The sequence below is a fragment of the Roseateles asaccharophilus genome, from assembly GCF_031458115.1.
Lineage (GTDB): Bacteria > Pseudomonadota > Gammaproteobacteria > Burkholderiales > Burkholderiaceae_C > Pelomonas > Pelomonas asaccharophilus_A.
Map to the genome: position 1 here is coordinate 636005 of NZ_JAVDXV010000002.1, position 26334 is coordinate 662338.

Below are 26334 nucleotides of genomic sequence, written 5' to 3' on the forward strand. Positions count from 1 at the left end.
TCATGCGCTTCGACATCCTGACGATCTTCCCGGAGCTGTTCGCGCCGCATCTGATGCATGGCGTCACGCGGCGCGCGTTCGAGAGTCGCCAGGTCGATGTGCGGCTCTGGCCGCTGCGCGATTTCGCCGAAGACAACTATCGCCGCGTGGACGACCGCCCCTATGGTGGCGGCCCCGGCATGGTGATGCTGGCGGAGCCGCTGGACAAGGCGTTGGCCGCGGTCAAGGCGGACCGCGGCGAAAACCAGCCGGCCGTCATTCACTTCACGCCCACCGGTGCCCGCATCGATCAGGCGCGGGTGCAGGAACTGGCGGCCGGTCCCGGCGCCATCCTGCTGTGCGGCCGTTACGAAGGCATAGACCAGCGCGTGCTGGATCGCCATGTGACGCTGGAACTCAGCCTGGGTGACTTTGTGCTGTCCGGCGGCGAACTGCCGGCACTGGCGCTCTTGGACGCGGTGGCCCGCTTGCAGGACGGTGTGTTGGGGGACGCGCAGTCCCATCAGCAGGACAGTTTCTCCGACGGCCTGCTGGACTGCCCTCACTACAGCCGCCCCGAAGTCTTGCCTGATGGTCGCGAGGTGCCGGCGGTGCTGATGTCCGGCCATCATGCCGACATCAAGCGCTGGCGCCGCGAACGCTCGCTCGCCGTGACGGCGGCGCGTCGGCCCGACCTGATCGGGGCTGCTCGGGCGGCAGGTCTGCTGAGCAAGGCGGACGAAGCCTTCCTGGCCAAGCTCTAGGCGAAACCCGCAAGTCAGGCTACACTAGCGGGCTGTCCGATCCTCTGGCGGTTCGAGTGGCTCTGGAATCCAGGGCTGCAAACATCCCGATAAATAGCGTTTCGCCAAGATCCTTAGGAGTACAGATGGACCTGATCCAAACCCTTGAGCAAGAAGAAATTGCTCGCCTGAACAAGACCATCCCGGCCTTCGCCCCCGGCGACACCGTGATCGTCAGCGTGAACGTCGTTGAAGGCACCCGCAAGCGCGTGCAGGCCTACGAAGGCGTCGTCATCGCCAAGCGCAACCGCGGCCTGAACAGCAGCTTCATCGTCCGCAAGATTTCCAGCGGCGAAGGCGTGGAACGTACGTTCCAGCTGTACAGCCCGCTGATCGCCTCGATCGAAGTCAAGCGCCGCGGCGATGTCCGTCGTGCCAAGCTGTACTACCTCCGTCAGCGTTCGGGCAAGTCGGCGCGTATCAAGGAAAAGCTGGCCTAATCAGCCGGTTCCCCACCGCCAAAGCCGCCTGGAGCTACGCTCTCGGCGGCTTTTGTTTTTTCTGCCGCGCATGACCCGTCCCGCCATCACCCAGCCCCAACTCGCGCCCGTCACGGGCGTTGATGACCATCTGCCCGCGGTTCCCGCTGCCGCGTTGACGGCCGAGGCGATCCGTGCACGGCTGGCGGCGGCGGCCGCGTGGACGCCGGAGTTCGCGGGTGATGGCGGCTTGTTCGCCAATCGCGAGCCGGCCGGTGCCGCGGTGCTGGTGCCGCTGGTGCAGCGCGACGAAGGACTGTCGTTGCTGCTGACCCGCCGCACCGACCACCTGCGTGACCACGCCGGCCAGATCAGCTTTCCCGGCGGCCGCGTCGAGCCCGAGGACGACGGCCCGGTCGCGACGGCGCTGCGCGAGACCGAGGAAGAGATCGGCCTGCCCCGCGAGTTCATCCAGGTCATCGGACAGTTGCCGGTTTATTCGACGGTGACGGCCTTCCAGGTCACGCCGGTGGTCGCGCTCGTCGAGCCGGGATTCACGCTGAAGCTGGACGAGTTCGAGGTGGCCGAGGCCTTCGAGGTGCCGCTGGCCTTCCTGATGAATCCGACCCACCACCGCCACCATCGCTTCGAGTTCGGTGGGGCCGAGCGGCGCTTCCTGTCGATGCCGTGGCAGGGGCCGGAGCGTGAGTACTTCATCTGGGGCGCGACGGCCGCGATGTTGCGCAACTTCTACCGACTGCTGATCACGGTCTGAGCACCGGTCGGGCGCCACTATCATCCCGGCCCATGAATTTCTTTGCGGTGCTGCTGGCCCTGTTGTGTGAGCAACTCAAGCCCCTGAGGCATGGCAATCGCGTGCACCAGTCGGTCATTGCCTGGGTGCGCTGGACGGGCCGCAACTTCGACGCGGGGGGCGAGCACCACGCCGCCGTCGTCTGGGCGATCACCGTGCTCGTGCCGGGCATCGCGGTCGCGCTGCTGTACTGGGCCGCACATCACTTCATGGTGTTGCTGGCGCTGGCGCTGAACGTCCTCGTGCTCTATCTGACGCTGGGCTTCCGGCAGTTCAGCCATTACTTCACCGACATCCGCGACGCGCTGGAGCGCGGCGACGACGCGACCGCGCGCCAGCTGCTGGCCGAATGGCGCCACCTCGATGCCAGCGAATTGCCGCGCACCGAGCTGATCCGCCACGTCATCGAGCATTCGCTGTTGGCCGCGCATCGCCACGTGTTCGGCGTGTTCTTCTGGTTCATCGTCTGCTCGACGCTGGGCCTGGGGCCGGCGGGTGCCGTGATCTATCGCATGGCCGAATTCGCCAGCCGCTACTGGGCTTTCAAGAGCCGCACGCTGGACGCGCCCACCAATCAGCGGCTGCTGGCCTTGTCACGCCAGGCTTTCGTGTTCATAGACCATGTGCCGGCCCGCCTGACGGCCGCCGGCTTTGCCATCGTCGGCAATTTCGAAGAAGCGGTGAACGCGTGGCGCCGCGACGCCTCGCTCTGGCTGCATCCCAACGAAGGCATCATCCTCGCGTCGGCCGCCGGTGCCGTGGGCCTGCAGCTGGGTGGTGCCGCCGCGCCGGGCATCACGCCGGACCGCAGCAAGACCTTCGACGCCGGCTCCGAGCCCGAAGCCACCGGCGCCGCCGGCTCCACGGCGGGTGCGCCGCCGCAACTGGGCCATCTGCAGAGCGTGGTGGGCTTGGTGTGGCGTTCGGTGGTGCTGTGGATGCTGCTGCTGGCGCTGCTGACGCTGGCCAACCTGGTCGGCTGAAACCCATGAACCTTCCTGATCTGCCGGCGCTGGCCGAGCCTGGGCTGGCTGCGCGTGTGCAGCACGCCATCGACCACAAGACCAAGCCGCTGGGTGCGCTGGGGCGCATCGAGGCGTTGGCGCTGCAACTGGCGCTGATCCAGGGCGAGGAAATTCCGGTGCTGCGCGAGCCGCAGCTGGTGGTTTTTGCGGCCGACCATGGGCTGTCTCGTCGCGGCGTGTCGGCCTACCCGCGCGAGGTCACGCCGCAGATGGTGGCCAACATGCTGGCCGGCGGCGCGGCGGTGTCGGTGCTGGCGCGTCAGCAGGGGCTGGCGTTGACGATCGCGGATTGCGGCGTCGATGCGCTGCTGGCGCCAGGCGCTGCGGACCTGCGCATCGCGCCCGGCACGGCCGACGCGAGTGCCGGCTCGGCGATGACGCTGGCGCAGGCGCAGCAGGCGCTGAGCAATGGCATGGCGCTGGTCGAGCGCCTGCCGGGCAATGCGCTGCTGCTGGGCGAGATGGGCATAGGCAACACGTCATCGGCCAGCCTGCTGATGCAAAGGCTGACCGGCTTGCCGCTTGCCGACTGCGTGGGCCGCGGCACGGGGCTGGATGACGCCGGCATGGCGCGCAAGCTGGCGGTGCTGGAGCAGGCGCTGGCCGTCAATGCCGCGGCGCTGGCGCCGCTGGACATTGCCGCCGCACTGGGCGGCTTCGAGATCGTCACGATGGCCGGCAGCGTCATCGCGGCCGCCGCGCATCGCCGCGTGGTCGTGGTCGACGGCTTCATCACGACGGCCGCCGTTGCGCTGGCCGAGGCGCTGCGACCCGGCGTGCTGGCAGCGTGTGTGTTCGGCCACCGTTCCGCCGAGGGGCCGCATGCGCGCTGGCTGCAGCACCTGGGCGTGCGGCCATTGCTGGACCTGGACCTGCGCCTGGGGGAGGGCAGCGGCGCGGCGCTGGCCTGGCCGCTGCTGACCGCCGCCTGTGCACTGCTGGCTGACATGGCCAGCTTCGACAGCGCCGGGGTCAGCAACAAGGACTGAGCATGCGCTTGTTCCTCGTCGCACTGCAGTTCCTGACGCGGCTGCCGGTGCGCGTGAACGGGTTCCAGCCTGCATGGCTGAACGACTGCGTGCGCCACTTCCCTTTGGTCGGCGCCTTGGTGGGTGCGGTGGGCGCGGCGGTGCTGCTCGGGGCGTCGCAGTTCTGGCCGGCCTGGATTGCCGCCGTGCTGGCGCTGACGGCCACGATCGCGCTGACGGGCGGTTTCCACGAAGACGGCCTGGCGGACACCTTAGACGCGCTGGGCGGCGTCGTGCCGCGCGACAAGGCGCTGGCCATCATGAAGGACTCGCGCATCGGCAGCTACGGCGCGCTGGCGCTGGGTCTGAGCCTGCTGCTGCGCGCCGCGCTGCTGGCGGTGCTGGCCTCGCGCCCGTTGTGGGCCGCGGTGGCGGCCGTGCTGACCTGCCACGCGTTCGCGCGTGCGGCGGCAGTGGGCGTCATGGTCAGCCTTCCTTATGGGGGCGATGCGGAACACGCCAAGGCCAAGCCGCTGGCGCTGATCGTTGCACCTCGCAATGCGCTGATCGCGCTGGGCTGGTGCGGGTTGCTCGCGTTGGCGCTGGGCGCATGGGGCGTGCCGCTGCAGCGCCTGCTGCTTGCGGCCGTCGCGGCCGGCGCTGTGGCACTGATGATGCGGCAGTGGTTGAAGCGGCGCCTGGGCGGCTACACGGGCGATGGTCTAGGGGCCACCGAGCAGCTGGCCGAGATCGCCGTGCTGCTGGCCTTCACGGCGGCCATCTGATGTTCACGATCTGGCGCCACCCCAGGCCACGAGGTGCCGAGGGGCGCTGCATTGGCGGCCGCACCGACCTGCCGGTGGATCCGCGCAAGGCCAAGCGGCTGGCGCATCGCATCCGTGCGCACGCACGCCGCCGAGGCCTGCCGCGCGAGGTGATCACGTCACCGCTGCAGCGGGCTGCGGATGTAGGCCGATGGCTGAAGCGCTGGGGCTTTGCCTGGCGCACCGACCCCGCGCTGCGCGAGATGGACTTCGGCACCTGGGACGGCAAACCCTGGCGCGACATTCCGCAGGCCGAGTTCGACCGCTGGCTGGCCGACTTCTGCGGCTTTGGCTTCGAGGGCGGTGAGTCGCTGAATGCGCTGCTGGCCCGCGCGACGGCCTGGCGGCCACCTTGCGCGCTGGCCGTGGGCCATGGCGGCTGGGTCAACGCCCGCGCATGGCAAGGTCCACAAAAGCCGACGCCGGCCACGTGGCCGGCGCCGTTGGGTTACAGCAAGTCGTTTACTTCAGAACCGTCTGCTGCATGAACAGCACCGTCGAATAGAACTGGAAGTCCTGGTTGTCCTTCTTCTGGAAGCCATGGCCTTCGTTCTCCGCGCGCAGGTACCAGACGGGCGTGCCGCCCTTGCGCACGGTCTCGACGATCTGCTCGGCCTCGGTGTAAGGCACGCGCGGGTCGTTCTTGCCCTGGATGACGAACAGCGGCTTTTTGATCTTGGCCGCGTTGGTCAGCGGCGAGATCTTCTCCAGGTGCGCCTTCATTGCGGGGTCGCGCTCGTCACCGTACTCGACGCGGCGCAGGTCGCGGCGGTAGCTTTCCGTGTTGTTCAGGAAGGTCACGAAGTGCGAGATGCCCACCACGTCGATGGCACCGGCGATGCGGTCGGCGTAGTTGGTCGACACGGCCAGCGTCATGTAGCCGCCATAGCTGCCACCCGTGACCAGCACGCGCGACGGGTCCAGGTCGGGCTGCGTCGCGATCCAGTCCAGCAGCGCGCCGATGTCCTTCACAGAGTCCTCGCGCTTGAAGCCGTTGTCCATCGCCAGGAAGCTCTTGCCGTAGCCGCTGGAGCCGCGCACATTGGGTTGGATCAGTGCCATGCCCAGTTCCTGCACGTAGTAGGCGCTGCGGCCCAGGAAGCCGAAGGTCGCCTGCGACTCCGGGCCGCCATGGATGGAGATCAGCACCGGGCGCTTGCCCGTGAACTTCTTGGGCGGCGGCGTCATCAGGCCCGAGATGGTCGTGCCGTCGAAGCTCTTCCAGCGCACGATCTTCTGCTCGCTGAAGCCGGAGGTGTCCATGCCCGGTGCGGCGGACGCCTTGGTCCACTGCTGCACCTTGCCGTCCGTGCCCACGGAGTAGATCTGGCCCGGGCCCTGGGCGTTGCTGATCGAGAGGGCCAGCTCGCTGCGGCCGCGGTGGTAGCTGGCAGTGCCGATGTTGCCGTCGGGCAGCTTGGCGTTGAGGGCCTGCTCCTTGCCGCTGGCATCGAACAGGCGCAGCTCGTCGCGGCCGTCGACGTTGAACTGCGCGGCGAGCTTGCTGCCGTCTTCCGTCAGCGTGACGCCGCTGACGTCCCAGGGGATGTGGCTGCTGACGCGCGCCATGCCACCGCTTGCCAGGTCCAGCTTCATCAGCTCGCGGAACTCGCCGGCGCGGTCGCTGGCGATCCACATCGCGCGGCCGTCTGGCGCCCAGCCGGCGGGGGAGTACGAGGCCTTGGCCTCGGTGCTGCCCACGGCGGGCGCGACCTGGCGCGTGGCACCGCTGGCCAGGTCCAGCAGCCAGATCTGCGATTCGTTGGCCGACAGATAACGCGTCAGCGACAGGGTGCGCTCATCGGGCGACGGGCGGCCAGCCGCCCAACCACCCCCGTCCAGCTCCGCCAGCTTGCGGCGGCCTGCGGGCTTCTCGGGGTCCATCAGCCACAGCGTGGTCGTGATCTTGGTGCGCGTGCCGCCCTGGGCCGTGCGGTCGATGGGCACCGACGAGTAGACCAGCTGGCCGCTCTTGCGCAGCCAGGTGTTGATGGCATGGCGCTCGTCGGGGCTGGTCAGCAGCACCGGCTGCGCACCGGCCTGGTCCAGCGGCAGGCGGAAGATCTGCCCGACCTCGTTGCCGCCAGCGGCGCGTTCGAACACGATGTACTTGCCGGTGCGCGGCTCGTAGGTGGCGCGTGTCACCGGGTCGGCACCGTCGGTCAGCTGCTGGCCTTCAGCCAGCGGCGACGTCACGCGGAAGATCTGCGCCGTGTTGGCGCCGGCCTTGCGGTGGCTAACCAGCATCTCGCGCGCGGTCGGATGCCAGTCGGAGAACGTGTGGCCGCGGAAATCGTTGTAGCGACCGATCGCGTCGGCCAGGCTTTGCGGCACCGGCGGAATGCCTTGCACGACCAGGTTGGCGTTGGGTGCGACGGTGGCGGTGGACGAAGAGGGCGCGGGCGGCGGGGTGGACGCACAGGCAGCGAGCACGGCGGTTGCCAGCGCGCAAAGGGAAAGGCGAAGTTTCATGAGGGAGCCTCAAAAGAAAATGGGCGCTTGAAGCGCCCATTTTGGAGCGGGTTGGACTAGTGTCTAACCCGCTGTGTCGTTGGTCATGCCGTCGGCTGGATGCCGGCGATCAGCCAGCCCTCGCCTGACTGCACCAGGTGCCACACCTCGTCGAAGTCCGTGGCGGCTTGCTCGCTCTGTTCACGTACCAGGCCCCAGAAGCGCACCGACACAATCTGCTCGCCGCGCTCGGTCGCCACGTCCACGACGCTGGCGTCCAGCTGCAGCACCTCGGTGCGCTGCGTCTGGCTGCCGCGCTCCAGCAGGTCGGACTGGATGCTGGCGTACATCTGCGGCGTCGTGAAGCGGCGCAGGTCGGCCTGGTCACCGGCGTCGTTGGCGGCCTGCAGACGGATGAACACCTGCTTGGCGATCTTCTCGAAGCCGGCGGCATCGAAATCGGCGGGCACGGTGTTGCTCACGCTGCTGGCAGCGGCGACCGGTGCGGCGGCCTGGGGTTGCCACGCGGGCTGCTGCTGCTCGGCCTGCTGCATGCGGAAGCTGCCACCGTTCGCACCCGCGCCGGCCAACTGGGCCTTGGGCTTGGCGAAGCGACGAACCAGGAAGCCGATGACAACGAAGGCAACGATGCCCAGCAGCAGCATGGTCATGAAGTTCGCCAGTTCGGCACCGAAGCCGAGGTGGCTGGCCAGCGCGGCCAGGCCCAGGCCTGCGGCCAGGCCGGCGATGGGGCCCATCCACGAGCGCTTGGGCGCCGCGGCCGGGGCTGCGGGCGTCGCGGCTGCCTGCTTGGCAGGCGCGGCCTGTTGCGGGGCCGCCGGCTGGGCTGGTGGCGTTTGCGGCGTCGTCTGCGTGGGCACGCTGCGCTTCATGCCGCCGCCGCCCAGGCGCTTGGCCTCGGCGTCATGGACGGGCAGGGCAACGGCCAGCAGGGTGGCCAGGCTCACGGCAAGGATGCGGTTCAAGCGAGTCTCCAAGAGATTGGGATACAAGCCACAAATAGCGGCTAGGCTCAGGATTTTCAAGCGTCTCGGATGTCTGATACGACGGTTTTTCCGAAGTCTGGCCGCATGAGATAACGAACAATGGCCGCCGCCGTATCGCCGGACGTCTGCAGTTGGCCGCCCTCCTTCAGGCCCTGGAAGCGAGCCTGCTCCGGAAAGCTCGCGGGGTCGGCGCCGCGCAACTGGACCTGCATGTCAGTATCGATGACGCCAGGTGCCAGAGACACGACGCCCACGTCCGGCGCCTCCAGTGCCAGCGCCCGGCTCAGATGGTCCAGCCCGGCCTTCACGGCGCAGTAACTGGCGCTGCCGGCCATCGCGCGGCGGCCCAGGCCGGAGGAGATGTTCAGGATGCGCCGAAGCGGCACGGCGGCCGTTTCCGCCAGGAACACGCGGCTCAACAGCGCAGGCGCTTCCAGCCCCACGCGCAGCGCGGCGGACAGCTCGGCCAGCGGCGTCGCCGCCAGCGGACCGGGTTGGCTCAGCAGCGCCGCGTTGTTGATCAGCGTGGCGCTGTGCCAGCCGGTGTGGGCCTGCAGCCAGGCCTGTAGCCGCTCGGCGGCCGCCGGCGGGTCGGCCAGGTCAAGCGCCCATTGCTCGGCTTGCAGCGCCGCGTTTTGCCGCCGAGCGATGCCGATGACGGTGTTGCCGGGCTGGCTCAATTGTTCGACGAGGGCAGCGCCGAGGCCGCGGGAACTGCCGGTCACGATGTAGAGGTGCATGGCGCGACTCTACGTCGGTGCCGTGCGGGCCCCCAGAATCCGGTGGCGGCGCTGTCGTCGCAGCTCATCTTCAGGAACCTCATCGCGTACTCGACGCGGTCGATGAGCTCCGTCTCGCCGCTGAACGCCAGGTGGGCGGTGAACGCCTTGCCCTTGAATGACGCCGCCATCTGCGTACCCTCCGGCGCGAAGTGTGATTTTCGACCGTCTGCTCGTTCGCGTGCGGGCGCCATTTGGCGCGCCGCGTCACGCAGGCGTCCGGCTTGTCATTCGGCCCTAGCGTGTCGATCTCGCCGAGCGTGAACGGCAGCAACTGGTTCTCGATCGGCTTCTGCCATTCCGACGGGGCGTCGGCGAACACACCGTATTCGAAGGTGCTCACCTTCGCCATGCGGCGCACGTAGTTGCGCCGGTTCTGGGCATCGACGAACCAGGTTGTGGCGTGACCCTTGGCAACCAGCGTGGCGAGGAACTTCTGCGCGCCCTCTGCTGTCTGGCCGGCGGCGGGCTAGGTGTGTGCGTGGGCGGCGATGCCGGGCAGGGCAGCGCCCGCGACCATTACCCGGATGCGGTAGCACATCCGGGCTCGATCATGTGGATCGGTCAGCATGACCATCGCGTCAGAAGCCGGTGGCCGTGGTGTCGTCGCAGCTCATCTTCAGGAACTTCATCGCGTACTCGACGCGGTCCACCAGTTCTGTCTCGCCGGTGAAGGACAGGTGAGCCGTGAAGTTCTTCGCCTTGAACGAGGCGGTCATCTGTGCGCCGTTGGTGCTGCGGGCGAGCTTCACGTTGCGCCAGTCGATCCAGTGCGGCCCGACCAGCTCGGGCGTCAACTCGTAGGTACTGTTCTCGTTGTGCAGGATGGGCGTGTCGATGAGGATGCCCTCGTCGGTCGTCTGCCAGCTCTTGTTCTCGACGAACTGCTCCTTGGTCTCCCACTTGGCGATGCGGGTCAGGCAGGCGTCGGGCTTGCCGTCCGGGCCTTGGCTGTCGATGGACGAGACGGTGAAGGCGCCCAGCTGTTTCTCGATGACGCGCTCCGACTTCGTCTCGTCGTTGCCCATCACGCCGATGTGCGTGGTGGTGCGCACGGCCTTGCCGCGCACGTAGTTGGTCCGGTTCTGGGCGTCGACGAACCAGGCGTAGCCGTTCCCCTTGCGGACCAGCGTCGACAGGAATCGCTGAGCGCCTTCGGCAGTCTGACTCGGCTGCGGGGCCGGGGCTTGCTGGGCCTGGGCGCCGAGTGCCAGGGTCAGTACGCAGGTGAGCGCACCGAATTTTGCGGTCGGGTGCTTGTTCTTCATGGCTTCGTTTGTGATCGGTGATCAGAGGGGACAGGCTTCGCGGCGCTCAGGGCGGGTCGGCGAAGCGGCGGTTGCTGCCAGCGGAGCGCACGTCCATGTACACCTGCGAGGTCCCGCGGCAGGACGGGTAGGACCAGCTCGCACCGGGGCGCACGCCCCAGCTGGCGCCGCAGTCCCAGGTGCCCTGGTGGGTCTTGATGCACATTCGCACGTCCACCGGCTGCTCACAGCTATTGGTCATCGTGAAGGCGCTGCCGTCCTCGCAGTTGGGGTTGCGAACCTGAGAGGGCTGCGACACGCAGCGGTTGGGGTCGTCGAAGGTGGATGCGGTTTGCGTTGCGGCCGGTTTGGGGGCCGATGCGAGCGCGACGCTGCGCTCTTCGGCCACGCGCTGCTCGCGCAACTGCTGCTGGCGCAGGCGCTCCGCCGCGGCGTTCTCGCGCAGCTGTCGTTCGGCAGCTTCGGTACGGGCAGCCTGGGCTGCTTGGGCCGCCTGCGTCGCTTGGCTATTGCTGCCCGCGGCGTTGCCGGTTGGCGCAGCCGGGCGCTGCTGTTGCTGCAACTGCTGTTGTTGCTGTTGCTGTTGCTGTTGCTGTTGCTGTTGCTGTTGCTGTTGCTGTTGCTGTTGCTGTTGCTGTTGCTGTTGCTGTTGCTGTTGCTGGGCCAGCGCCATCTGGCGTTGGCGCTCCTGGTCGCGCAGGCGTGCCTCGGCAACCTGTTGCTGCTGGCGCTGCAGGTTGGCGAGCATGGCCTGCTGCTGAGCGCGCTGCGCTTGTGCGTTGGCCATTTCCTTGTTGAAGGTGTTCAGGCCCCCCATCAGCGCCCTTGCGAAGGCATCGTCGGAGCGGCGTTCTTCCTCGCGGTCCTCGCGTTCCTGCTGGGCGCGCTGTGCGGCCATCTGGGCCTCCCACGCGGCCTGCTCCTGGCGGGCCTGCTCCTGGCGGCGGGCTTCCTCGGCCTGACGCTTCAAGGTCTCGGCGCGCTGCACCTTGTCGCGCGCCATCGAGCTGCGCAGTTTCGCGAGGTCGGCTTCGCTCAGCGTGCGCGGGCCGGCTCTTTCCTCGGCGGGCGCCGCGTCGGCCACGGACACGGAGTTGGAAGCCGCGTCCTCCGGCGCCGATGCCGCAGCGATCTCCGCCGTTGCCGCGGCCACGGGCGCCGGCGCAGGCGCAGGCGCAGGCGCAGGCAGATTGCCCACGAAGCGCTGCCACAGGTGCGCCCGCGTGACGCGGCCGTTCTCGAGTGCCACGCCTTCCTGCACGAGGGCCGAATCGTTTTCCAGACGGACCCGGAACGGGCCTCCGCTGCGCATGCTGAAGAAGCCGCCTTCGGGCTTCCAGATGACCGAGCCGTCGGGCTGGACGGTGCCGCTCCAAACGAGGTCGTCCTTGACGAAGCGGGCCAGCCTGCCTTCACCCAGCGCCTTGATCTCGCCGGTGTCCAGCTTGCCGCCGGACTGGTCCTCGACGATGGCCGTCTTGTCGCCATTCCAGGACCAGGCATAGGTCAGGCCGTCGGCCTTCTCCCACACCATCTTGGCGCCCAGAAGGCGGGCATAGACGCCCCAGACCGCCGGATCGGCCTGCTGGGCCCGGGCGCCCAGCGGCAGCAGGCAGGCGAGCCACAGCACCGCCCACAGTCTTGTTGTCCTGTCGTTCATGGTTCGCTCTGTTCTTGACCCAACGCAGAGTCGCCTCGACCCGGCACGCCATAACGCGCCAGTTTCCCGGGCAGGATCTTAGGAAGGCGAACGTGGCGTCGAGAGCTAGAACAGTGGCGCGGCAGTGAAGTAGTGCCCGCCGATGCGCAGTTCGCTGGCGTGCAGCAGCAGCCGCGGGCTGGCGGCGGCGAGGTCGGGTGGGGCGTAGAGCGTGTCGCCCAGGATGGGGTGGCCGAGTGCGGTCAAGTGCACGCGCAACTGGTGGCTGCGGCCGGTCAAGGGCTCCAGCGCGACGCGGGTGTTGGGCCCTTCGTGGGCCATCACGCGCCAGCGCGTCTGCGATGGTTTGCCGCGCTTGAAGTCCACCTGCTGTTTCGGCCGATTGGGCCAGTCAGCGGCCAGCGGCAGGTCGATGAGGCCTTCGCCGTCCAGATGGCCGGCAACGACGGCGACATAGACCTTGTTGACGCGGCGCTCGGCGAAATCCGCGCTGAGCTCGCGCTGCGCGTCGGCGCCGCGCGCGAACAGCAGCAGGCCCGAAGTGGACTGGTCCAGCCGGTGCACGATGAGGGCATCCGGATACAGCGCCTGCATGCGCGCGCTGGCGCAGTCAGGCTCGGTGCGGCCGGGCACGCTGAGCAGGCCAGACGGTTTGTCGACGACGACCATGCGGTCGTCCACATGGACGATGTTCATCCGCGCGACGACACGACGATGCCGGCGGCGATCAGCAGGAAGGCCGTGCCGTGGTACCAGGCGGGCGCCTCACCCAGCAGCGCGGCCGAGATGATGGCGGCGAATACGGGCGTCAGGTTGACGAAGAAACCCGCCAGCGCCGGGCCGGCCTGGGACACGCCCAGGCCCCAGCAGCGGTAGGCGATCAATGACGGCCCCACGGCCACATAGACCAGCGCCGCGAGCAGCGCGGGGCTCCACTGGATGGCGGCCGGCGCCAGCGCCTGCTCAACGCCGGCCGACATGTTGGAGAAGACCACGCCGAACATCAGCTGCGCCATCAGCGCCTCGGCCCAGTTCCAGTCGGGCTTCTCGCCCGCGCGCAGGCCCGGTCCGGGGCGGGCCAGCATCCACGAGTAGATGGCCCAGGTGAAGATGGCCAGCAGCATCAGCAGGTCGCCCGGCACGAAGCGCACGGCCAGCAGCGCGGCCGGGTCACCACGGGCGATGACCAGCGCCACGCCTAGCAGCGACAAAGCGGCGCCGGCGAACTGCCGGTGGGTCGGTTTCACCTCGTAGAAGACGGCGCCCACGCCAAGCATCCAGACCGGCATGCTGGCGGTGATCAGCGTCACATTCAGCGGCGACGAGGTGTGCAGGGCCAGGTACTGCAGCGCGTTGTAGCAACCCATGCCCAGGAAGCCCAGCCAGGCCAGGCCGCGCCAGCGCGTCCAGGCCTCGCGCGGGTTCAGCAGCAACCGGCGCGCCAGCGGCGCCAGCAGCACGAAGGCCAGGCCCCAGCGCAGCGCGTTCAACGTCATCGGCGGGATGTCGTGGCGCACGACGCGGCCAACGACCGCATTGCCGGCCCACAGCAGTGGCGGCAGCGTCAGCAGCAGGGCGAGTCGTGGGGTCAGTTGGGACATTGGCAGCACACGGCGCAAAGGGCTGGCACGATAGCCGACCTTGCAGCAGGAGACGTCGCATGAGTGAAAAGGCCGTGGTCATCGAGGCGCCCGGCGGGCCGGAGCAACTGAAGCTGGTGGACGTGGCGGTGGGTGAACCCGGTCCCGGCGAGATCCGCATCCGACACGAGGCCTGCGGGCTGAACTACATCGACGTCTACCACCGCAACGGCGCCTATGCGCTGCCGCTGCCGGCGCGGCTGGGCATGGAGGGCGCGGGCATCGTGGAGGCGGTGGGCGAGGGTGTCACGCACCTGCAGGCCGGCGACCGCGCGGCCTATGCGAGCCAGCCGCCCGGTGCCTATGCGACCGCGCGCGTGATGCCGGCCAAGGCGGTGCTGAAGCTGCCGGATGCCATCCCCTTCGACACGGCCGCGGCCATGATGCTGAAGGGCCTGACGGTGCAATACCTGTTCAAGCGCACGCTGCCGCAGGGCGGGCTGCAGGCCGGGGACTTCATCGTTTTTCATGCGGCGGCCGGTGGTGTGGGGCTGATCGCCTGCCAGTGGGCGCGGACGCTGGGTCTGCAGCTGATCGCGACGGCTGGCAGCGACGAGAAATGCCAGCTGGCGCTGGACCATGGCGCCGTGCACGCGATCAACTACCGCAGCGAACCGGACTTCGCGAAGCGCGTGCGCGAGATCACCGGCGGCAAGGGCGTGAAGGTGGTCTACGACTCGGTGGGCGCCGACACCTGGGAAGGCTCGCTGAACTGCCTGGCGCCCTTCGGGCTGATGGTGAGCTTCGGTGCCGCGTCCGGTGCCGTGCCGCCGTTCAGCGTCAACGCGCTGGCGGCCAAGGGCTCCATCTACGTGACCCGGCCCACGCTGTTCACGCATCTGGCATCACAGCAGGCCGCGCAGGCCATGGGTGATGACTTGTTCTCGGTGGTGGCCAGTGGCGAGGTCAAGATCCGCATCGACCGGCGCTATGCGCTAGCCGATGTAGCCCAGTCGCATCGCGACCTGGAGGCTCGGTTGCTGACCGGCAGCGCGGTGCTGCTGCCTTGAGATGACTCAGAGATCGCGCGTCAACGCGATCTCGAAGCTGAAGCACGAGCCCACGCCGGGCTCGCTCTCGACGTCGACGCAGCCGCCCATCAGGTCCACCAGCCGCTGCACGATGGTCAGGCCTAGTCCGGTGCCGCCATAGCGGCGCGTGATGCTGCCGTCGGCCTGCGTGAAGGGGTCGAAGATCTGGCCGATCTGGTCGCGCGTCATGCCGATACCGGTGTCGGTCACGGCAATGCGCAGGCGCAGCCGCTCGCTCGGGTCGCCCTCGTGCGGGTCGGCCAGCGCGATCTCGATGCGCACCTCGCCGTGCTCGGTGAACTTCAGCGCGTTGCCGATCAGGTTGATCAGCACCTGACGCAGCCGCAGCGCGTCGCCCACCAGGCGGTCGGGCACGCGCGGCTCGACCAGTGCGTGCAGCTCTATGCCCTTGTCGTGCGCCTGCAGCAGCAGCGGCTGCAAGGCTTCGCTCAGACAGTCGTGCAGGCCGAAGGGCTGCTCGTCGATGACGATGCGGCCGGACTCGATCTTGGCCACGTCCAGCAGGTCGTTGATGATGGTCATCAGGCCCTTGGCGGACTGGTGGGCCATGGAGATGAAACGGTGCTGGCGGTCGGTCAGCTCGGTGGTCTGCAGCACCAGCTCGGTCAGCCCCAGCACGCCGTTCATGGGTGTGCGGATCTCATGGCTCATGTTGGCCAGGAAGGAGCTCTTGGCCTGGCTGGCGGCTTCGGCGGCCTCGCGTGCGGCCACCAGCGCGACCTGGCTGGCCTTCAGGTCGGCGATGTCGCGGGCATTGAACAGCAGCGCGATCTCGCCGGTGACCGGATCGCGCATGGGGCGAGAGTCGAGCGCATGCCAGCGCGGTCCGGCCAGCGTCTGAAGTTCCACGTCCTGGCGGCAGGCCTCGCCTCGCTGCACGCGGGACAGGATGCTGTCGGCATCGTGCGCGTGCGCAAACAGGCGGCTGAACTCGCTGCCGCCCGGCGGGGGCGGCGTGTCGCCGAAGGTCAGCGCGGCCGCGGGGTTGCGCATCAGCAGCTCGCCGCTGTGCAGGTTGAACACGCCGATGCGCGCCGACGTGTGCTGCAGGGCTTCGACCCCGCGCAGCATGGCCACGTCGGGGCCGCCGCCCAGCGAGTCGGCCGCGAACAGCATGACCTGGCGGCGGTCTGGCGTGCGCATGCCGCGCGATACCAGCATCACCGTGGTCGGTTCGCCCTTGGGGTACAGCGTCCACTGCTCGCGGACGATCTTGCCCTGCGCATGGTCGGCCGCCGTGACGGCCAGGCGCTCGCTGACCATGTCGCCATGCTCGGCAAAGTCGCGCGACAGGAACTCCTCGGCGCTGTCGGCATGCCAGAAGCGCAGGGCCGCGGCATTGGCCCAGAGGTTGCGCTGGTGCTGGGGGTCGAAGACCCACAACGGGACATCGAGCCAGTCGTAGTGGCTCAGGCTGGCGAAGTCGAGGAGCATGGTGGGGCGGGAGGCGCGCGATTGTCACCGCTTGTCACACCTTGCCGGCGTGAACTACTGCGCGCCGGCCCCGATTGGGGAGCCGCCTCAAGTGCGGCGCACGCGCCGCAGCTCGTCCAGGATCAGCAGGATGGCGCCAATCGTGATGGCGCTGTCGGCGATGTTGAAGGCCGGGAAGTACCAGCGGCCGGCGTAGACCTGGATGAAGTCCACCACATAGCCGTGGATGGCGCGGTCGATGACGTTGCCCAGGGCGCCGCCCAGGATCAGCGTCAGCGCCCAGGCGAACATCTTCTGGTGGCCGTGGCGGCGCAGCATCCAGATGATGAACACAGCGGCGACCAACCCCAGCCCCAGGAAGAACCAGCGCTGCCAGCCCGACGCGCCATGCAGGAAGCTGAAGGCGGCGCCGTAGTTGTGGGCACGCACGAGGTTGAAGAAGCCGGTGACCGGGCGCACGTCGCCCAGCTGGAAGGCGCCGATGACGAGGATCTTGGTGAACTGGTCGGCCAGGATGATGAGGGCTGCGATCAGCAGCCATTGGCCCAGACCGGGCGCGGTGGAGGAACGGGAAGGCATGTTCTTGAGGCCGGAGAAAGACCGGTGCTTGGGGCGGGCAGGGGCGCCAATGTACCCGGGCCGGGGCTTGTGGGCGCCGGCGAAGGGGCGTAGAAGCAGTTCTCTCCCTTCCCCTTGGAGGAATGTCATGCGAAAGCGCATCTACTGGCTGCTGCCCGACCTGGGCAGCGCGCGGCGCACGATGGACGAGTTGTTGCTCGCCCGCATCACCGAGCACTACATCCATTTCGTTGCCAGGGATGGCGCGCCCATGGACGGCCTGCATGCGGCCAATGTGTTGCAGACCTCCGACCTCGTCGTAGCGGCTCAGTCGGGCCTGCTGATCGGGTCGGGCCTGGGGGCGGCAGGCGGCGTGGCGGCGGCCTTTGCGATCAGCGCGGCCTCGCCGGCCGGCATCGTCATCGGCATGGCGGCGGGAGGCGCGATGCTGGGCGCGTGGTCGGCCAGCATGATCGGCAGCTCCACGCCCAGCCGGCGGCTGCGCCGCTTCGAGGCGGCGCTGGCGGACGGGCAGTACCTGCTCATCGTCGACGTGCCGCGTGGGCGCATCGGCGAGATCGAGGAGTTGCTGGCGCGCACCCACCCCGAAGCGCACTTCGAGGGGATGGAGCCGAACGTACCCGCTTTCCCGTAAGTCCCTCGCTCGGTCTTGCCGCGATGAACGCAGACAAGCCCAAGCGGTCCCCGAGGGGACGGCGATGCGAGCGGCATTGAGCCACCCGCACATCGCCCTGACGGGCCGGCTTGGGAGCGGCCCGGCGTTCGGCCCGTAGCTTCAGGCGAAGCTGCGGGTTTCGCCGGCGCCGTGCAGGTTGCTGTCGCAGCGGCCGCAGATCGTCGGGTGGGCTTCGATGCTGCCGACGTCGGCGCGGTAGTGCCAGCAGCGCTCGCACTTGGCGTGGCTGCTGGGCGTGACGACCACGCCCAGTTCGCTGGCCGAGGCCAGGCGAACGGCGGACGTGATGAAGACGAAGCGCAGGTCCTCGCCCAGGCTTGAAAGCAGCATCTGGTCCTGTTCGTTGACCTTCAGCACCAGCTCGGCCTGCAGCGACGCGCCCACGGCGCCCGTCACACGAACGGCTTCGATGGCCTTGTTGACCTCGTCGCGGATCTCGTGGATGCGATTCCACTTGGCGAGCAATGACGCGTCGGTCTGACCGAAGTCCCAATAAGTCTCGGTGAAGATGGACTCGCCTTTAGCGAACACTTGCCACGCTTCCTCGGCCGTGAAGCTGAGGAAGGGCGCCATCCAGCGCAGCATCGCGTGCGTGATCTGCCACAGCGCCGTCTGCGCGGAGCGGCGGGCCAGGCTCTTGGGCGCCGTCGTGTAGAGGCGGTCCTTCAGCACGTCCAGGTAGAACGCGCCCAGGTCCTCAGAGCAGTAGACCTGCAGCTTGGCGACGACCGGGTGGAACTCGTAGCGCTCGAAGTGGGCCAGGATGTCCGTCTGCAGTTCGGCCGCGCGGGCCAGGGCGTAGCGGTCCACCTCCAGCAGGTCTTCGGCCTTGACCATGTCGGTCGCCGGGTCGAAGTCGCTGACGTTGGCCAGCAGGAAGCGCAGCGTGTTGCGGATGCGGCGGTAGCTGTCGACGACGCGGGCGAGGATCTTCTCGTCCAGGCCCAGGTCGCCCGAGTAGTCGGTCGCAGCCGTCCACAGGCGCAGGATCTCGGCGCCGAACTTGTCCGACACCGCCTGCGGCGCAACGACATTGCCCTGCGACTTGCTCATCTTGCGGCCTTGGCCGTCGACGACGAAGCCGTGGGTCAGCAGGCCCTTGTACGGCGCGCGGCCGTACAGCGCGCAGGCGATCAGCAGCGATGAGTGGAACCAGCCGCGGTGCTGGTCGTGGCCTTCCAGGTAGAGATCGGCCTCGGGGCCGGTCTCGTGCGCGGCGCCCTTGTGGCTGCCCTTGAGCACATGCTCGAAGGTGGAGCCGGAGTCGAACCACACGTCCAGGATGTCATTGCCCTTGGTGTACTGCGCGGCCTCGGCGCCCAGCCATTCGGCGGCGTCCAGCTTGGACCAGGCTTCGATGCCGTTGGCCTCCACCAGCTGGGCGGCGCGCTCGATGAACTCGAGCGTGTTCGGGTGCGCCTCGCCCGTGTCCTTGTGCAGGAAGATGGGCAGCGGCACGCCCCAGCTGCGCTGGCGCGAGATGCACCAGTCGGGCCGACCGGCGATCATGTCGTGCAGGCGGGCGCGGCCGTTTTCTGGGTAGAAGCTGGTGGCTTCGATGGCGGCCAGCGCGGTCTCGCGCAGGCTCTTGGGGGCCTTGTCCATCGTGAACAGGCCGTCGCCTTCGTCCATGCGCACGAACCACTGCGCCGCTGCACGGTAGATGACCGGCGTCTTGTGGCGCCAGCAGTGCGGGTAGCTATGAGTCAGCTTGCTTTGCGCCATCAAGCGGCCGTTGTCCAGCAGCGTCTGCGCGATGACAGGGTTGGCCTTCCAGATGTGCTGGCCGCCGAACAGCGGCAGTTCGGCCGCGTAGGCGCCGTTGCCCTGCACGGGGTTCTGGATGTCGTCGAAGGCCATGCCGTGGGCGACGCAGCTCTGGAAGTCGTCCAGGCCGTAGGCGGGCGCGGAGTGGACGACGCCGGTGCCGTCTTCGGCCGTCGCGTAGTCGGCGAGATACACCGGGCTTTCGCGGTCGTAGCCGGGGTGCACATGGGCCAGCGGATGCTTGAACTTCAGCAGCTCCAGTTTGCGTCCGGGCACGGTGGCGACGACGCTGCCCTCCAGCTGCCAACGCGCCAGGCACTTCTCCACCAGCGCCTCGGCGACGACGAAGAAGCCCTTGGGCGTGTCGACCAGCGCGTAGGGCAGCTCGGGATTCAGGTTCAGCGCCTGGTTGGCCGGGATGGTCCAGGGCGTCGTCGTCCAGATGACGGTGAACGCTTCCTTGGCCAGCGGCGCGACGCCGAAGGCCGCGGCCAGCTTCTCGGGCTCGGCGCTCAGGAAGGCCACATCAACCGCGGGCGACTGCTTGTCCGCATACTCGATCTCGAACTCGGCCAGCGAAGAACCGCAGTCGAAGCACCAGTACACCGGCTTCAGGCCGCGGTAGACGAAGCCGCGCTCGAACAGCCGCTTCAAGACGCGGATCTCGCCGGCCTCGTTGGCGAAGTTCATCGTCTTGTACGGGTTGTCCCACTCGCCCAGCACGCCCAGGCGCTTGAAGTCCGTGCGCTGGCCGTCGATCTGCTCGGTGGCGTAGGCGCGGCTCTTGGCCTGCACCTCGTCGCGCGGCAGGCCGCGGCCGAAGGTCTTCTCGATCTGGTTCTCGATCGGCAGGCCGTGGCAGTCCCAGCCAGGGATGTAGGCCGCGTCGAAGCCCGCCAGCTGGCGCGCCTTGACGATCATGTCCTTCAGGATCTTGTTGGCGGCGTGGCCGATGTGGATCTGGCCGTTGGCGTACGGCGGGCCGTCGTGCAGCACGAACTTCGGCTTGCCGCAGCGGGCGTCACGCAGGCGCTTGTACAGGCCTTGCTCGTCCCAGGCCTTGACCCAGCCCGGCTCGCGCTTGGGCAGGTCGCCGCGCATCGGGAAGGGCGTGTCAGGCAGGTTGAGTGTGGAGCGGTAGTCCGGGGTGGTCATGGCATGCGGCCAGGCGGCGGGCCTGGCAATTCTGAAGCGGGGAGGGCGGAGCGAAGAGCGGCTGGGAGCCGCTTCAAATTCGGTCGCGCGTGGTCTGGCGACGCTGGGCGGCGTGGGTGGCCAGGAAGGCGCGTGCTGCCTCGGTGTCGGCGGCGATGGCGGCCGTGAGCGCGTCCAGCCCGTCGTACTTGGCTTCGTCGCGAAGTTTGTGCAGCAGTTCCACGCGGGCGAGTTTACCGTAGCCCCCCTCTGGAGCCAGGGGCCAGTCCAGGCAGTGCACCTCCAGCAGCACACGGCCGGCGTCTTCCACCGTGGGCCGGTTGCCCAGGCTGGCGACGCCGGGCAGCGGCTGTGGCGCCAGGCCGTGGACGAGCACGGCAAAGATGCCGTGGGCGGCGGGCTTGTCGTGCGGGAAGCGCAGGTTCAGCGTGCGAAAACCATCGGCGGCGCCCGGCGCGGTTTCACCCAGTTGGCGCCCCAGCTTGCGGCCATGCGTGACATGACCCGAGATCGCATAAGGCCGACCCAGCAGCGATGCGGCGGCGGCCATGTCGCCTGCGGCCAGCGCCTCGCGCACGGCCGAGCTGCTGACGCGCAGGCCGTGCACCTCGTAGCTCATCATGCGGGCGACGTCGAAGCCCTTGGCCTGGCCGGCAGCGTCCAGCGTCGCATAGTCGCCCTGGCGCTTCGCGCCGAAGCGGAAATCGTCGCCGACCAGCACGTACTTCGCGCCCAGGCCTTCCATCAACACCTGGCGTATGAAGTCCTGCGCCGGCAGGGAGGCCAGTGCCTCGTCGAACGGCAGGATGACGACCTGGTCCACGCCGCAGCGCTCCAGTTCCACCAGCTTGTCGCGCAGCGTCGCGATGCGGGCCGGCGCGAGCTCGGGCTTGCCGGCCTTGGCGGCAAAGAAGTCGCGCGGATGGGGCTCGAAGCTCAGCACGCAGGTCGGCAGGCCGCGATGGCGGGCTTCGGACTGCAGCAGCGCCAGCATGGCCTGGTGGCCGCGGTGCACGCCGTCGAAGTTGCCGATGGTCAGCGCGCAGGCGGGCGCGATGCCGCGGTGGTGAAAGCCTCTGAAAACTCGCATCGGGCTCATTGTCCCTGCTGCGTCATTCGCCCCAAACCTCGGAAGGGCTGGACACCCAGCGCCATTCGCCGGGCTTGAGGTCTGCGGGAATGGTCAGCGCACCGAACTGCGGCCGGTGCAGCGACTCCACGCGATTGCCGACCGCCGCCACCATGCGCTTGACCTGGTGGTATTTGCCCTCCACCAGCGTCAGTCGCAGCAGCGTGTCGTCGACGATCTCGGCGCCCTCGGCCTTCGTGGTCTCCGGCGGGCGCTGGAACTTGCCCTCCGGTTCCTTCAGTTCGACGCCGGCCAGCAGTTGCTCCACCATCGCCGCCGTCAGCGGATGCTTGCAGCGGGCCTCGTAGACCTTGGGCACGTGGTGCTTGGGCGATGTGAGCTTGTGGATCAGCGCGCCATCGTCGGTCAGCAGCAGCAGGCCGGTGGTGTCCTCGTCCAGCCGGCCAATGGGCTGCACACCGCGCTCGCGCAGCGGCGCGGGCAGCAGGCTCATGACGCTGGGGTGATGCTTGGGCTTCTGCGAGCACTCGTAGCCGGCGGGCTTGTTCAGCAGCACCAGCGCCTTGTCGAAGACGGGCCATTCCTGGCCGTTGATCGTGAAGCGCAGGCCTTCGGTCTCGAACTCGGTGTCGGGTTCCTCCACGACCTCGCCGTTGATAGTGACCTCACCGTTCCACACCAGTCCCGCGCACAGGCGGCGCGTTCCGAAACCCTGGCTGAACAGGATCTGCGACAGCCGCTGCTTCACTTGACCTGGGACTTCATCGGCTGCACGGTGCCGCAATCGGCGCCCAGCCAGCGGCCTTCACCGCTGACCTTGGTGGTCTCGGTCTTGCCCTGGCGCTGATGCCGGATCGTCACGTCGTTGGAAAACCCTTCATTGCCGCGCAAGGTGACGATGGCGTCGCCCTCCGACGCTGGATCGGTACAGACGAAATGCGTCTGGATGGTGCTGCCGCTGCGCTTGGATTCCTGCGTGCAGTTGCCCTGCGTGCTGACCGGCGCGAAGTTGCGTTCGGACTGTTCCTTGGTGATGCAGGTCTTCACCGTGATGACGCCGCCGGCCATGTTCACGCTGACGCCGTTCTTGGCCATCATCTGCTCGATCATGGCGCGCCGCTCGGGCGGCATGCTTTCCATGGCCTTCTGCGCCTGTTCCATCTGCGCCTTGCGGGCCGGATCGAGTTGAGGCGTTTGCTTGAACTCCCACAGCCCGGGTTTCATGGCCTGGGCATGGGCGGCGCCGGCCAGCAGGCCGGCGATCAACAGGGCAGGGGCGTACTTCATCGGGTGACCTCCAAGAGGGCAAGAGGGCAGCGCCGACAAACGCTGCCTAGGCAAACACCCCTGCAGTGTCCTGCATCCGCGCGCTCACTTCACCCAGATGATGCAGGGTGTCGCCCCACTGCATCTCCATGACCGTCAGGCGTTTGAAGTAGTGGCTGCCGGCGTACTCGTCGGTGACGCCGATGCCGCCGTGCATCTGCGTGCATTGCTGGCCCACGAAGCGCATCGAGTTGCCCAGCTGCACCTTGGCCTGCGACAGCGCGCGCCGGCGAACGGCCGGTGCATCGCCCAGCCGCAGCGTCGCGTAGTAGCTCATGGAGCGGCCCAGCTCAAGCTGCATCTTCACGTCGGCCGCGCGATGGCGCAGCGCCTGGAAGCTGGCGATGGCAACGCCGAACTGCTTGCGCGTGTTCAGGTACTCGGTGGTCAGCGCGAGGTACTTCTCCATGACACCCACGGCCTCGGCCGCTTGGGCGGCGATGCCGATGTCGGCGGCCAGTTCCAGCAGCGCGAGACCCTGATCGGGGCCGGCGATGAGCTGGGCGGGTGTGTCATTGAAGTGGACCTCGGCTGCGCGTGAGCCGTCGTACAGCGAGTAGGGCCGTGTGTGCACGCCCGTCGCCGCGCGTTCGACGAGGTAGAGCGCAATGCCGTCCGTAGCGTCGTCGGCTCCAGACATGCGCGCCGGCACGATGAAGGCGTCGGCCACGTCACCGGTCGGCACCAGGCTCTTGATGCCGGTCAGCTTGCCATCCACGGCGCGTGTAGCGACCTGATTCAGCCGGTAGCGCGACTTGGCCTCCTGGTGGGCCAGCACGACCAATGCTTCGCCGCCAGCGATCCTCGGCAGCCACTCCGCCTGCAAATCATCGGGCGCGTGCTGCAGCACGGCCGGCGCGATGAGCGCGCCCTGAACCATGGGCTCCAGCACCAGGCCACGCCCCAGTTCCTCCATGACCACCATCGCCTCGACGGCGCCAAAGCCCAGGCCGCCATGGGCCTCCGGCACCGCCAGCGCCGTCAGGCCCAGGCCCGCCAGGCCGTCCCAGGCGGAGCGGTCGAAGCCGCCGGCGCGCGTGATCTGCGTGCGGCGCTCGAATGTGTAGTCCTTGTCGACGAAACGGCGCACCGCGTCACGCAGCGCCTGCTGATCTTCCGTGAAATCGAAATCCATGTCTTGTGTCTCCGATCAGCCGAGCACGGTCTGCGCGACGATGTTGCGTTGCACTTCGTTGGACCCGCCATAGATCGTGGTCTTGCGGACGTTCAGGTAAGTGCCGGTCAGCGGGATGGCATGCGACGCGCCGCCCAGCCAGGCGCCGCCCAGCCACTGGTCGCCTTGCCAGCCGGCCTCCATGGCTTCATGAATGTGGGGCAGGGCCAGCGGGCCGCCGGCCAGCATCATCAGCTCGGTGTAGCGCTGCTGCAGCTCGCTGCCGCGGATCTTCAGCAGGCCGGCCACGTCCAGCGGCTGCTTGCCGCTGCGCTCGCCCGACAGCACGCGCAGCACCATCATCTCCAGCGCAACGACATCCACCTCGCACAGCGCGATCTGGTCGCGGAAGCGCGGGTTGTCCATCAAGCCCTCGGCCTTGGCGATGCGCTTGAGCCGTTCCAGTTCGCGCTTGGCGCGGTTCACGTCGGCGATGTTGGTGCGCTCATGCGACAGCAGGTGCTTGGCGTAGGTCCAGCCCTTGTTCTCTTCGCCGATCAGGTTCTCGGCCGGCACCTCGACGTTGTCGAACCAGACCTCGTTCACCTCGTGCTCGCCGTCCAGCATGATGATGGGCTTGACCGTCACGCCGGGCGTCTTCATGTCGATGAGCAGGAAGCTGATGCCGGTCTGCGGCTTGCCCTCGGTGGACGTGCGCACCAGGCAGAAGATCCAGTCGCCATACTGGCCCAGCGTGGTCCAGGTCTTCTGGCCGTTGACGATGTACTTGTCACCCTGACGTTCGGCTCGGCACTTCAGCGATGCCAGATCGGAGCCTGAACCGGGTTCGCTGTAGCCTTGGCTCCACCAGACCTCGCCGCTCATGATGCCCGGCAGGAAGCGCTGCTGCTGCTCAGGCGAGCCGAAGGCCATGATGACGGGCGCGACCATGACGGGGCCGAACGGCACGATGCGCGGCGCGCCGGCGAGGGCGCATTCCTCTTCGAACAGGTGGCGCTGCACCGCGTTCCAGCCTGGACCGCCGAACTGCTTGGGCCAGGCCCAGCCATGCCAGCCCTTGGCGCCGAGGATCTTGGCCCAGCGCTGCAGATCGTCCTTGTTCAGACGCAGGTCGTGGCGGACCTTGTGGGCAATGTCGGCTGGCAGATGGGCGCGTACCCATTCGCGTACCTCGGCGCGGAAGGCCAGTTCCGCGTCGGTGAAGTTGAGGTCCATGTCTCGCTGTGTCGTAGATGGAATGACGAACTTTTTAGCACGGTCGTTCGCATCTGCGCTGTCCTGCCAGGGACAGCCGCGAGCCATATCCCCAAAAGCACGAAAGGCACTCCGAGGAGTGCCTTTCGATGGAGCTGCCTTGGATCAGGCGGCTTGCTTGCTCTTGCTGCGGCGACGCAGGCCTGCAACGCTCAGCAGCGCGACGCTGGTCAGCGCCAGAGAGGCCGGCTCGGGGACGCTGGAACCGGAGCCGCCGCACTTGCCGTTGGTCAGCGTCGTGGCGCAGGTCGTGCCGGCGGCAGCGAACAGCTTGAAGTAGTCGTCGCCGTTGGTCAGGCCGCCCCGGGTCTCGGTGATGCCGGTGGTCGGGGCGAAGCCGCTGTTGTAGGCGGAAATCAGCCAGTAGCTCGACGTCAGACCGGTGCTGTTGACCAGGTTGTACGGGTTCGAGGTGTCGACACCGATGTCGCCGTAGTTGCCCACCAATTGCCACCCGGACATCGTGGAAGCGCCCTTGCCTGTCAGCGTCGTGGAGCCATCAACCCAGCGGAACACGGAGATGTCGATACCGGTCGTGTTGTCGGTTTGCTTGGTTTGCTTGGTCGTGCCAGTCGGGCAGACATCGCCGGTGCTGGGGAAGGTGATGGCGCTGGTGGTGTTGTTCTTGCAGTAGGCGGAAGCGGTGTAGCCGGTGCCGATGCTGGTCAGCGCGACGGAGGAGCTGAAGCTCAGCAGAACGCCTTCCGTCTTGCCGTTGTTGTCGACCGCGTGATTCGGGTCGCTCGTGCCGTCAGAGTTGATGCCCTGACCGCCCGAATAGGACATCAGCGGCGCGGTAGACCAGGTGGTACCCGAAGACAGGCCGGCGTTGTTCGTGGCGTTGGTGACGTAGTAGCCCGACAGCGAAACGGTTGTGGTATCCACTTTCGAGGAACCGGAGACGCAGGTGCTGGGCGTGCCGGAGCTTGCGTGGGTTCCACCGCTGGGCACCGTGCAGTTGGCCAGCGTGCTGACGCCCGATTGCCCAAAGGTCCAGACGGCATGAGCGTTCGTCGAAATCATCAAACCCGCGAACAGTGACAGGCACGACAGCCAGCGAAGGTTGACAGTTTTCATTCGAGTTCCTTGTTCGTCATTCTGAGGGCGAGTTGTCGGGATATACGCAATCAACGTGCCAGTCGAAAATCTCTATACAGATCAAAGGCTTGTCAATTTCCCGCCCAGTAACGTGGGGGAATTGTAAGAACTCTCGACAAGTTGCAATGCAG

26 protein-coding genes are annotated in these 26334 nt (G+C 67.8%); 9 read left to right on the forward strand and 17 right to left on the reverse strand.

Going from position 1 to position 26334, the window contains the following annotated elements; genetic code table 11:
- Positions 1-2: 2 nt before the first annotated feature.
- From trmD to J2X21_RS07500, 7 genes are all read left to right on the forward strand, one after another.
- Positions 3-743 (forward strand): tRNA (guanosine(37)-N1)-methyltransferase TrmD, encoded by a 741-nt coding sequence (gene trmD / locus J2X21_RS07470; protein ID WP_310326769.1) that lies wholly within the window; start codon positions 3-5, stop codon positions 741-743.
- 125 nt (positions 744-868) lie between these two features.
- A complete protein-coding gene (gene rplS, locus J2X21_RS07475; protein WP_089417256.1) occupies positions 869-1222 on the forward strand; it encodes a 50S ribosomal protein L19 in 354 nt (117 codons plus the stop codon).
- 70 nt (positions 1223-1292) lie between these two features.
- Complete coding sequence (locus J2X21_RS07480) at positions 1293-1976, forward strand: CoA pyrophosphatase (RefSeq protein ID WP_310326771.1); 684 nt, start codon at positions 1293-1295, stop codon at positions 1974-1976.
- A 32-nt stretch (positions 1977-2008) separates the two neighbouring features.
- Positions 2009-2998, forward strand: coding sequence for a CobD/CbiB family protein (locus J2X21_RS07485; RefSeq protein ID WP_310326773.1), 990 nt, complete (start codon positions 2009-2011; stop codon positions 2996-2998).
- Positions 2999-3003: 5 nt separating this feature from the next.
- Entirely contained in the window at positions 3004-4029 is a 1026-nt protein-coding gene (cobT, locus tag J2X21_RS07490) for a nicotinate-nucleotide--dimethylbenzimidazole phosphoribosyltransferase (protein ID WP_310326775.1), read from the forward strand.
- 2 nt (positions 4030-4031) lie between these two features.
- Positions 4032-4793 carry an adenosylcobinamide-GDP ribazoletransferase gene (cobS, locus tag J2X21_RS07495; protein WP_310326778.1) on the forward strand — a complete coding sequence of 254 codons (762 nt, stop codon included), beginning with the start codon at positions 4032-4034 and terminating at the stop codon, positions 4791-4793.
- Positions 4793-5320 carry a histidine phosphatase family protein gene (locus J2X21_RS07500; protein WP_310326781.1) on the forward strand — a complete coding sequence of 176 codons (528 nt, stop codon included), beginning with the start codon at positions 4793-4795 and terminating at the stop codon, positions 5318-5320. The genes cobS and J2X21_RS07500 overlap by 1 nt, the downstream gene beginning before the upstream one ends.
- Here J2X21_RS07500 and J2X21_RS07505 read toward each other — a convergent pair.
- The 8 genes from J2X21_RS07505 to J2X21_RS07540 form a co-directional block, all read right to left on the reverse strand.
- Complete coding sequence (locus tag J2X21_RS07505) at positions 5295-7304, reverse strand: S9 family peptidase (protein ID WP_310326783.1); 2010 nt, start codon at positions 7302-7304, stop codon at positions 5295-5297. The two genes, J2X21_RS07500 and J2X21_RS07505, sit on opposite strands and share 26 nt — an antisense overlap.
- Positions 7305-7387: 83 nt before the next feature.
- Positions 7388-8269 (reverse strand): Tim44 domain-containing protein, encoded by an 882-nt coding sequence (locus tag J2X21_RS07510; protein ID WP_310326786.1) that lies wholly within the window; start codon positions 8267-8269, stop codon positions 7388-7390.
- Positions 8270-8325: 56 nt separating this feature from the next.
- Entirely contained in the window at positions 8326-9030 is a 705-nt protein-coding gene (locus J2X21_RS07515; RefSeq protein ID WP_310326788.1) for an SDR family NAD(P)-dependent oxidoreductase, read from the reverse strand.
- Positions 9012-9200: a hypothetical protein gene (locus J2X21_RS07520; RefSeq protein WP_310326790.1), complete on the reverse strand. Its 189-nt coding sequence runs from the start codon at positions 9198-9200 to the stop codon at positions 9012-9014. The genes J2X21_RS07515 and J2X21_RS07520 overlap by 19 nt, the downstream gene beginning before the upstream one ends.
- Positions 9201-9650: 450 nt before the next feature.
- A complete protein-coding gene (locus tag J2X21_RS07525; RefSeq protein WP_310326791.1) occupies positions 9651-10337 on the reverse strand; it encodes a hypothetical protein in 687 nt (228 codons plus the stop codon).
- A gap of 46 nt (positions 10338-10383) precedes the next feature.
- A complete protein-coding gene (locus J2X21_RS07530; RefSeq protein WP_310326793.1) occupies positions 10384-11997 on the reverse strand; it encodes a hypothetical protein in 1614 nt (537 codons plus the stop codon).
- Between the two features lie 105 nt (positions 11998-12102).
- Entirely contained in the window at positions 12103-12693 is a 591-nt protein-coding gene (locus J2X21_RS07535) for a pseudouridine synthase (RefSeq protein WP_310326795.1), read from the reverse strand.
- Positions 12690-13598 (reverse strand): DMT family transporter, encoded by a 909-nt coding sequence (locus J2X21_RS07540; RefSeq protein ID WP_310326797.1) that lies wholly within the window; start codon positions 13596-13598, stop codon positions 12690-12692. Before J2X21_RS07540 ends, J2X21_RS07535 begins: the two co-directional genes overlap by 4 nt.
- A 59-nt stretch (positions 13599-13657) precedes the next feature.
- Between J2X21_RS07540 and J2X21_RS07545 the strand changes: the two genes are divergently transcribed.
- Entirely contained in the window at positions 13658-14647 is a 990-nt protein-coding gene (locus J2X21_RS07545) for a quinone oxidoreductase family protein (RefSeq protein ID WP_310326799.1), read from the forward strand.
- 6 nt (positions 14648-14653) lie between these two features.
- Here J2X21_RS07545 and J2X21_RS07550 read toward each other — a convergent pair whose 3' ends face one another.
- Complete coding sequence (locus J2X21_RS07550) at positions 14654-16123, reverse strand: hybrid sensor histidine kinase/response regulator (RefSeq protein WP_310326801.1); 1470 nt, start codon at positions 16121-16123, stop codon at positions 14654-14656.
- An 87-nt stretch (positions 16124-16210) separates the two neighbouring features.
- A complete protein-coding gene (lspA, locus tag J2X21_RS07555; RefSeq protein ID WP_310326803.1) occupies positions 16211-16702 on the reverse strand; it encodes a signal peptidase II in 492 nt (163 codons plus the stop codon).
- A 127-nt stretch (positions 16703-16829) separates the two neighbouring features.
- On the opposite strand from lspA, the gene J2X21_RS07560 reads away from it, so the two are divergent.
- Positions 16830-17336, forward strand: coding sequence for a DUF1269 domain-containing protein (locus tag J2X21_RS07560; RefSeq protein WP_310326806.1), 507 nt, complete (start codon positions 16830-16832; stop codon positions 17334-17336).
- Between the two features lie 141 nt (positions 17337-17477).
- On the opposite strand, the gene ileS is transcribed toward J2X21_RS07560, so the two are convergent.
- The 7 genes from ileS to J2X21_RS07595 all read right to left on the reverse strand — a co-directional run bounded on the left by ileS (position 17478) and on the right by J2X21_RS07595 (position 26236).
- The gene (gene ileS, locus J2X21_RS07565; protein ID WP_310326808.1) at positions 17478-20300 is read right to left on the reverse strand and encodes an isoleucine--tRNA ligase; all 2823 of its coding nucleotides are present in this window, start codon (positions 20298-20300) and stop codon (positions 17478-17480) included.
- Positions 20301-20373: 73 nt separating this feature from the next.
- Positions 20374-21390: a bifunctional riboflavin kinase/FAD synthetase gene (locus J2X21_RS07570; RefSeq protein ID WP_310326810.1), complete on the reverse strand. Its 1017-nt coding sequence runs from the start codon at positions 21388-21390 to the stop codon at positions 20374-20376.
- Between the two features lie 22 nt (positions 21391-21412).
- Positions 21413-22138 carry a pseudouridine synthase gene (locus J2X21_RS07575; protein WP_310326812.1) on the reverse strand — a complete coding sequence of 242 codons (726 nt, stop codon included), beginning with the start codon at positions 22136-22138 and terminating at the stop codon, positions 21413-21415.
- Positions 22135-22677, reverse strand: a complete 543-nt coding sequence (locus tag J2X21_RS07580; RefSeq protein WP_310326814.1) for a DUF3617 domain-containing protein — start codon at positions 22675-22677, stop codon at positions 22135-22137. Before J2X21_RS07580 ends, J2X21_RS07575 begins: the two co-directional genes overlap by 4 nt.
- Positions 22678-22723: 46 nt before the next feature.
- Entirely contained in the window at positions 22724-23851 is a 1128-nt protein-coding gene (locus J2X21_RS07585; protein ID WP_310326817.1) for an acyl-CoA dehydrogenase family protein, read from the reverse strand.
- A 15-nt stretch (positions 23852-23866) separates the two neighbouring features.
- Complete coding sequence (locus J2X21_RS07590; RefSeq protein ID WP_310326819.1) at positions 23867-25066, reverse strand: acyl-CoA dehydrogenase family protein; 1200 nt, start codon at positions 25064-25066, stop codon at positions 23867-23869.
- 144 nt (positions 25067-25210) lie between these two features.
- Positions 25211-26236: a PEP-CTERM sorting domain-containing protein gene (locus J2X21_RS07595; RefSeq protein WP_310326822.1), complete on the reverse strand. Its 1026-nt coding sequence runs from the start codon at positions 26234-26236 to the stop codon at positions 25211-25213.
- Positions 26237-26334: the final 98 nt, after the last annotated feature.

Bases quoted from the DNA above. Each gene is read 5' to 3' on its own strand.
- J2X21_RS07480 (WP_310326771.1), top strand. From the start codon at position 1,293: ATGACCCGTCCCGCCATCACCCAGCCCCAACTCGCGCCCGTCACGGGC.
- J2X21_RS07515 (WP_310326788.1), bottom strand. From the start codon at position 9,030: ATGCACCTCTACATCGTGACCGGCAGTTCCCGCGGCCTCGGCGCTGCC.
- J2X21_RS07530 (WP_310326793.1), bottom strand. From the start codon at position 11,997: ATGAACGACAGGACAACAAGACTGTGGGCGGTGCTGTGGCTCGCCTGC.
- J2X21_RS07525 (WP_310326791.1), bottom strand. From the start codon at position 10,337: ATGAAGAACAAGCACCCGACCGCAAAATTCGGTGCGCTCACCTGCGTA.
- J2X21_RS07485 (WP_310326773.1), top strand. From the start codon at position 2,009: ATGAATTTCTTTGCGGTGCTGCTGGCCCTGTTGTGTGAGCAACTCAAG.
- J2X21_RS07585 (WP_310326817.1), bottom strand. From the start codon at position 23,851: ATGGATTTCGATTTCACGGAAGATCAGCAGGCGCTGCGTGACGCGGTG.
- J2X21_RS07560 (WP_310326806.1), top strand. From the start codon at position 16,830: ATGCGAAAGCGCATCTACTGGCTGCTGCCCGACCTGGGCAGCGCGCGG.
- cobT (WP_310326775.1), top strand. From the start codon at position 3,004: ATGAACCTTCCTGATCTGCCGGCGCTGGCCGAGCCTGGGCTGGCTGCG.
- trmD (WP_310326769.1), top strand. From the start codon at position 3: ATGCGCTTCGACATCCTGACGATCTTCCCGGAGCTGTTCGCGCCGCAT.
- J2X21_RS07540 (WP_310326797.1), bottom strand. From the start codon at position 13,598: ATGTCCCAACTGACCCCACGACTCGCCCTGCTGCTGACGCTGCCGCCA.
- J2X21_RS07505 (WP_310326783.1), bottom strand. From the start codon at position 7,304: ATGAAACTTCGCCTTTCCCTTTGCGCGCTGGCAACCGCCGTGCTCGCT.
- cobS (WP_310326778.1), top strand. From the start codon at position 4,032: ATGCGCTTGTTCCTCGTCGCACTGCAGTTCCTGACGCGGCTGCCGGTG.
- J2X21_RS07520 (WP_310326790.1), bottom strand. From the start codon at position 9,200: ATGGCGGCGTCATTCAAGGGCAAGGCGTTCACCGCCCACCTGGCGTTC.
- ileS (WP_310326808.1), bottom strand. From the start codon at position 20,300: ATGACCACCCCGGACTACCGCTCCACACTCAACCTGCCTGACACGCCC.
- J2X21_RS07500 (WP_310326781.1), top strand. From the start codon at position 4,793: ATGTTCACGATCTGGCGCCACCCCAGGCCACGAGGTGCCGAGGGGCGC.
- J2X21_RS07545 (WP_310326799.1), top strand. From the start codon at position 13,658: ATGAGTGAAAAGGCCGTGGTCATCGAGGCGCCCGGCGGGCCGGAGCAA.
- J2X21_RS07550 (WP_310326801.1), bottom strand. From the start codon at position 16,123: ATGCTCCTCGACTTCGCCAGCCTGAGCCACTACGACTGGCTCGATGTC.
- J2X21_RS07590 (WP_310326819.1), bottom strand. From the start codon at position 25,066: ATGGACCTCAACTTCACCGACGCGGAACTGGCCTTCCGCGCCGAGGTA.
- lspA (WP_310326803.1), bottom strand. From the start codon at position 16,702: ATGCCTTCCCGTTCCTCCACCGCGCCCGGTCTGGGCCAATGGCTGCTG.
- J2X21_RS07580 (WP_310326814.1), bottom strand. From the start codon at position 22,677: ATGAAGTACGCCCCTGCCCTGTTGATCGCCGGCCTGCTGGCCGGCGCC.
- J2X21_RS07535 (WP_310326795.1), bottom strand. From the start codon at position 12,693: ATGAACATCGTCCATGTGGACGACCGCATGGTCGTCGTCGACAAACCG.
- J2X21_RS07570 (WP_310326810.1), bottom strand. From the start codon at position 21,390: ATGCGAGTTTTCAGAGGCTTTCACCACCGCGGCATCGCGCCCGCCTGC.
- rplS (WP_089417256.1), top strand. From the start codon at position 869: ATGGACCTGATCCAAACCCTTGAGCAAGAAGAAATTGCTCGCCTGAAC.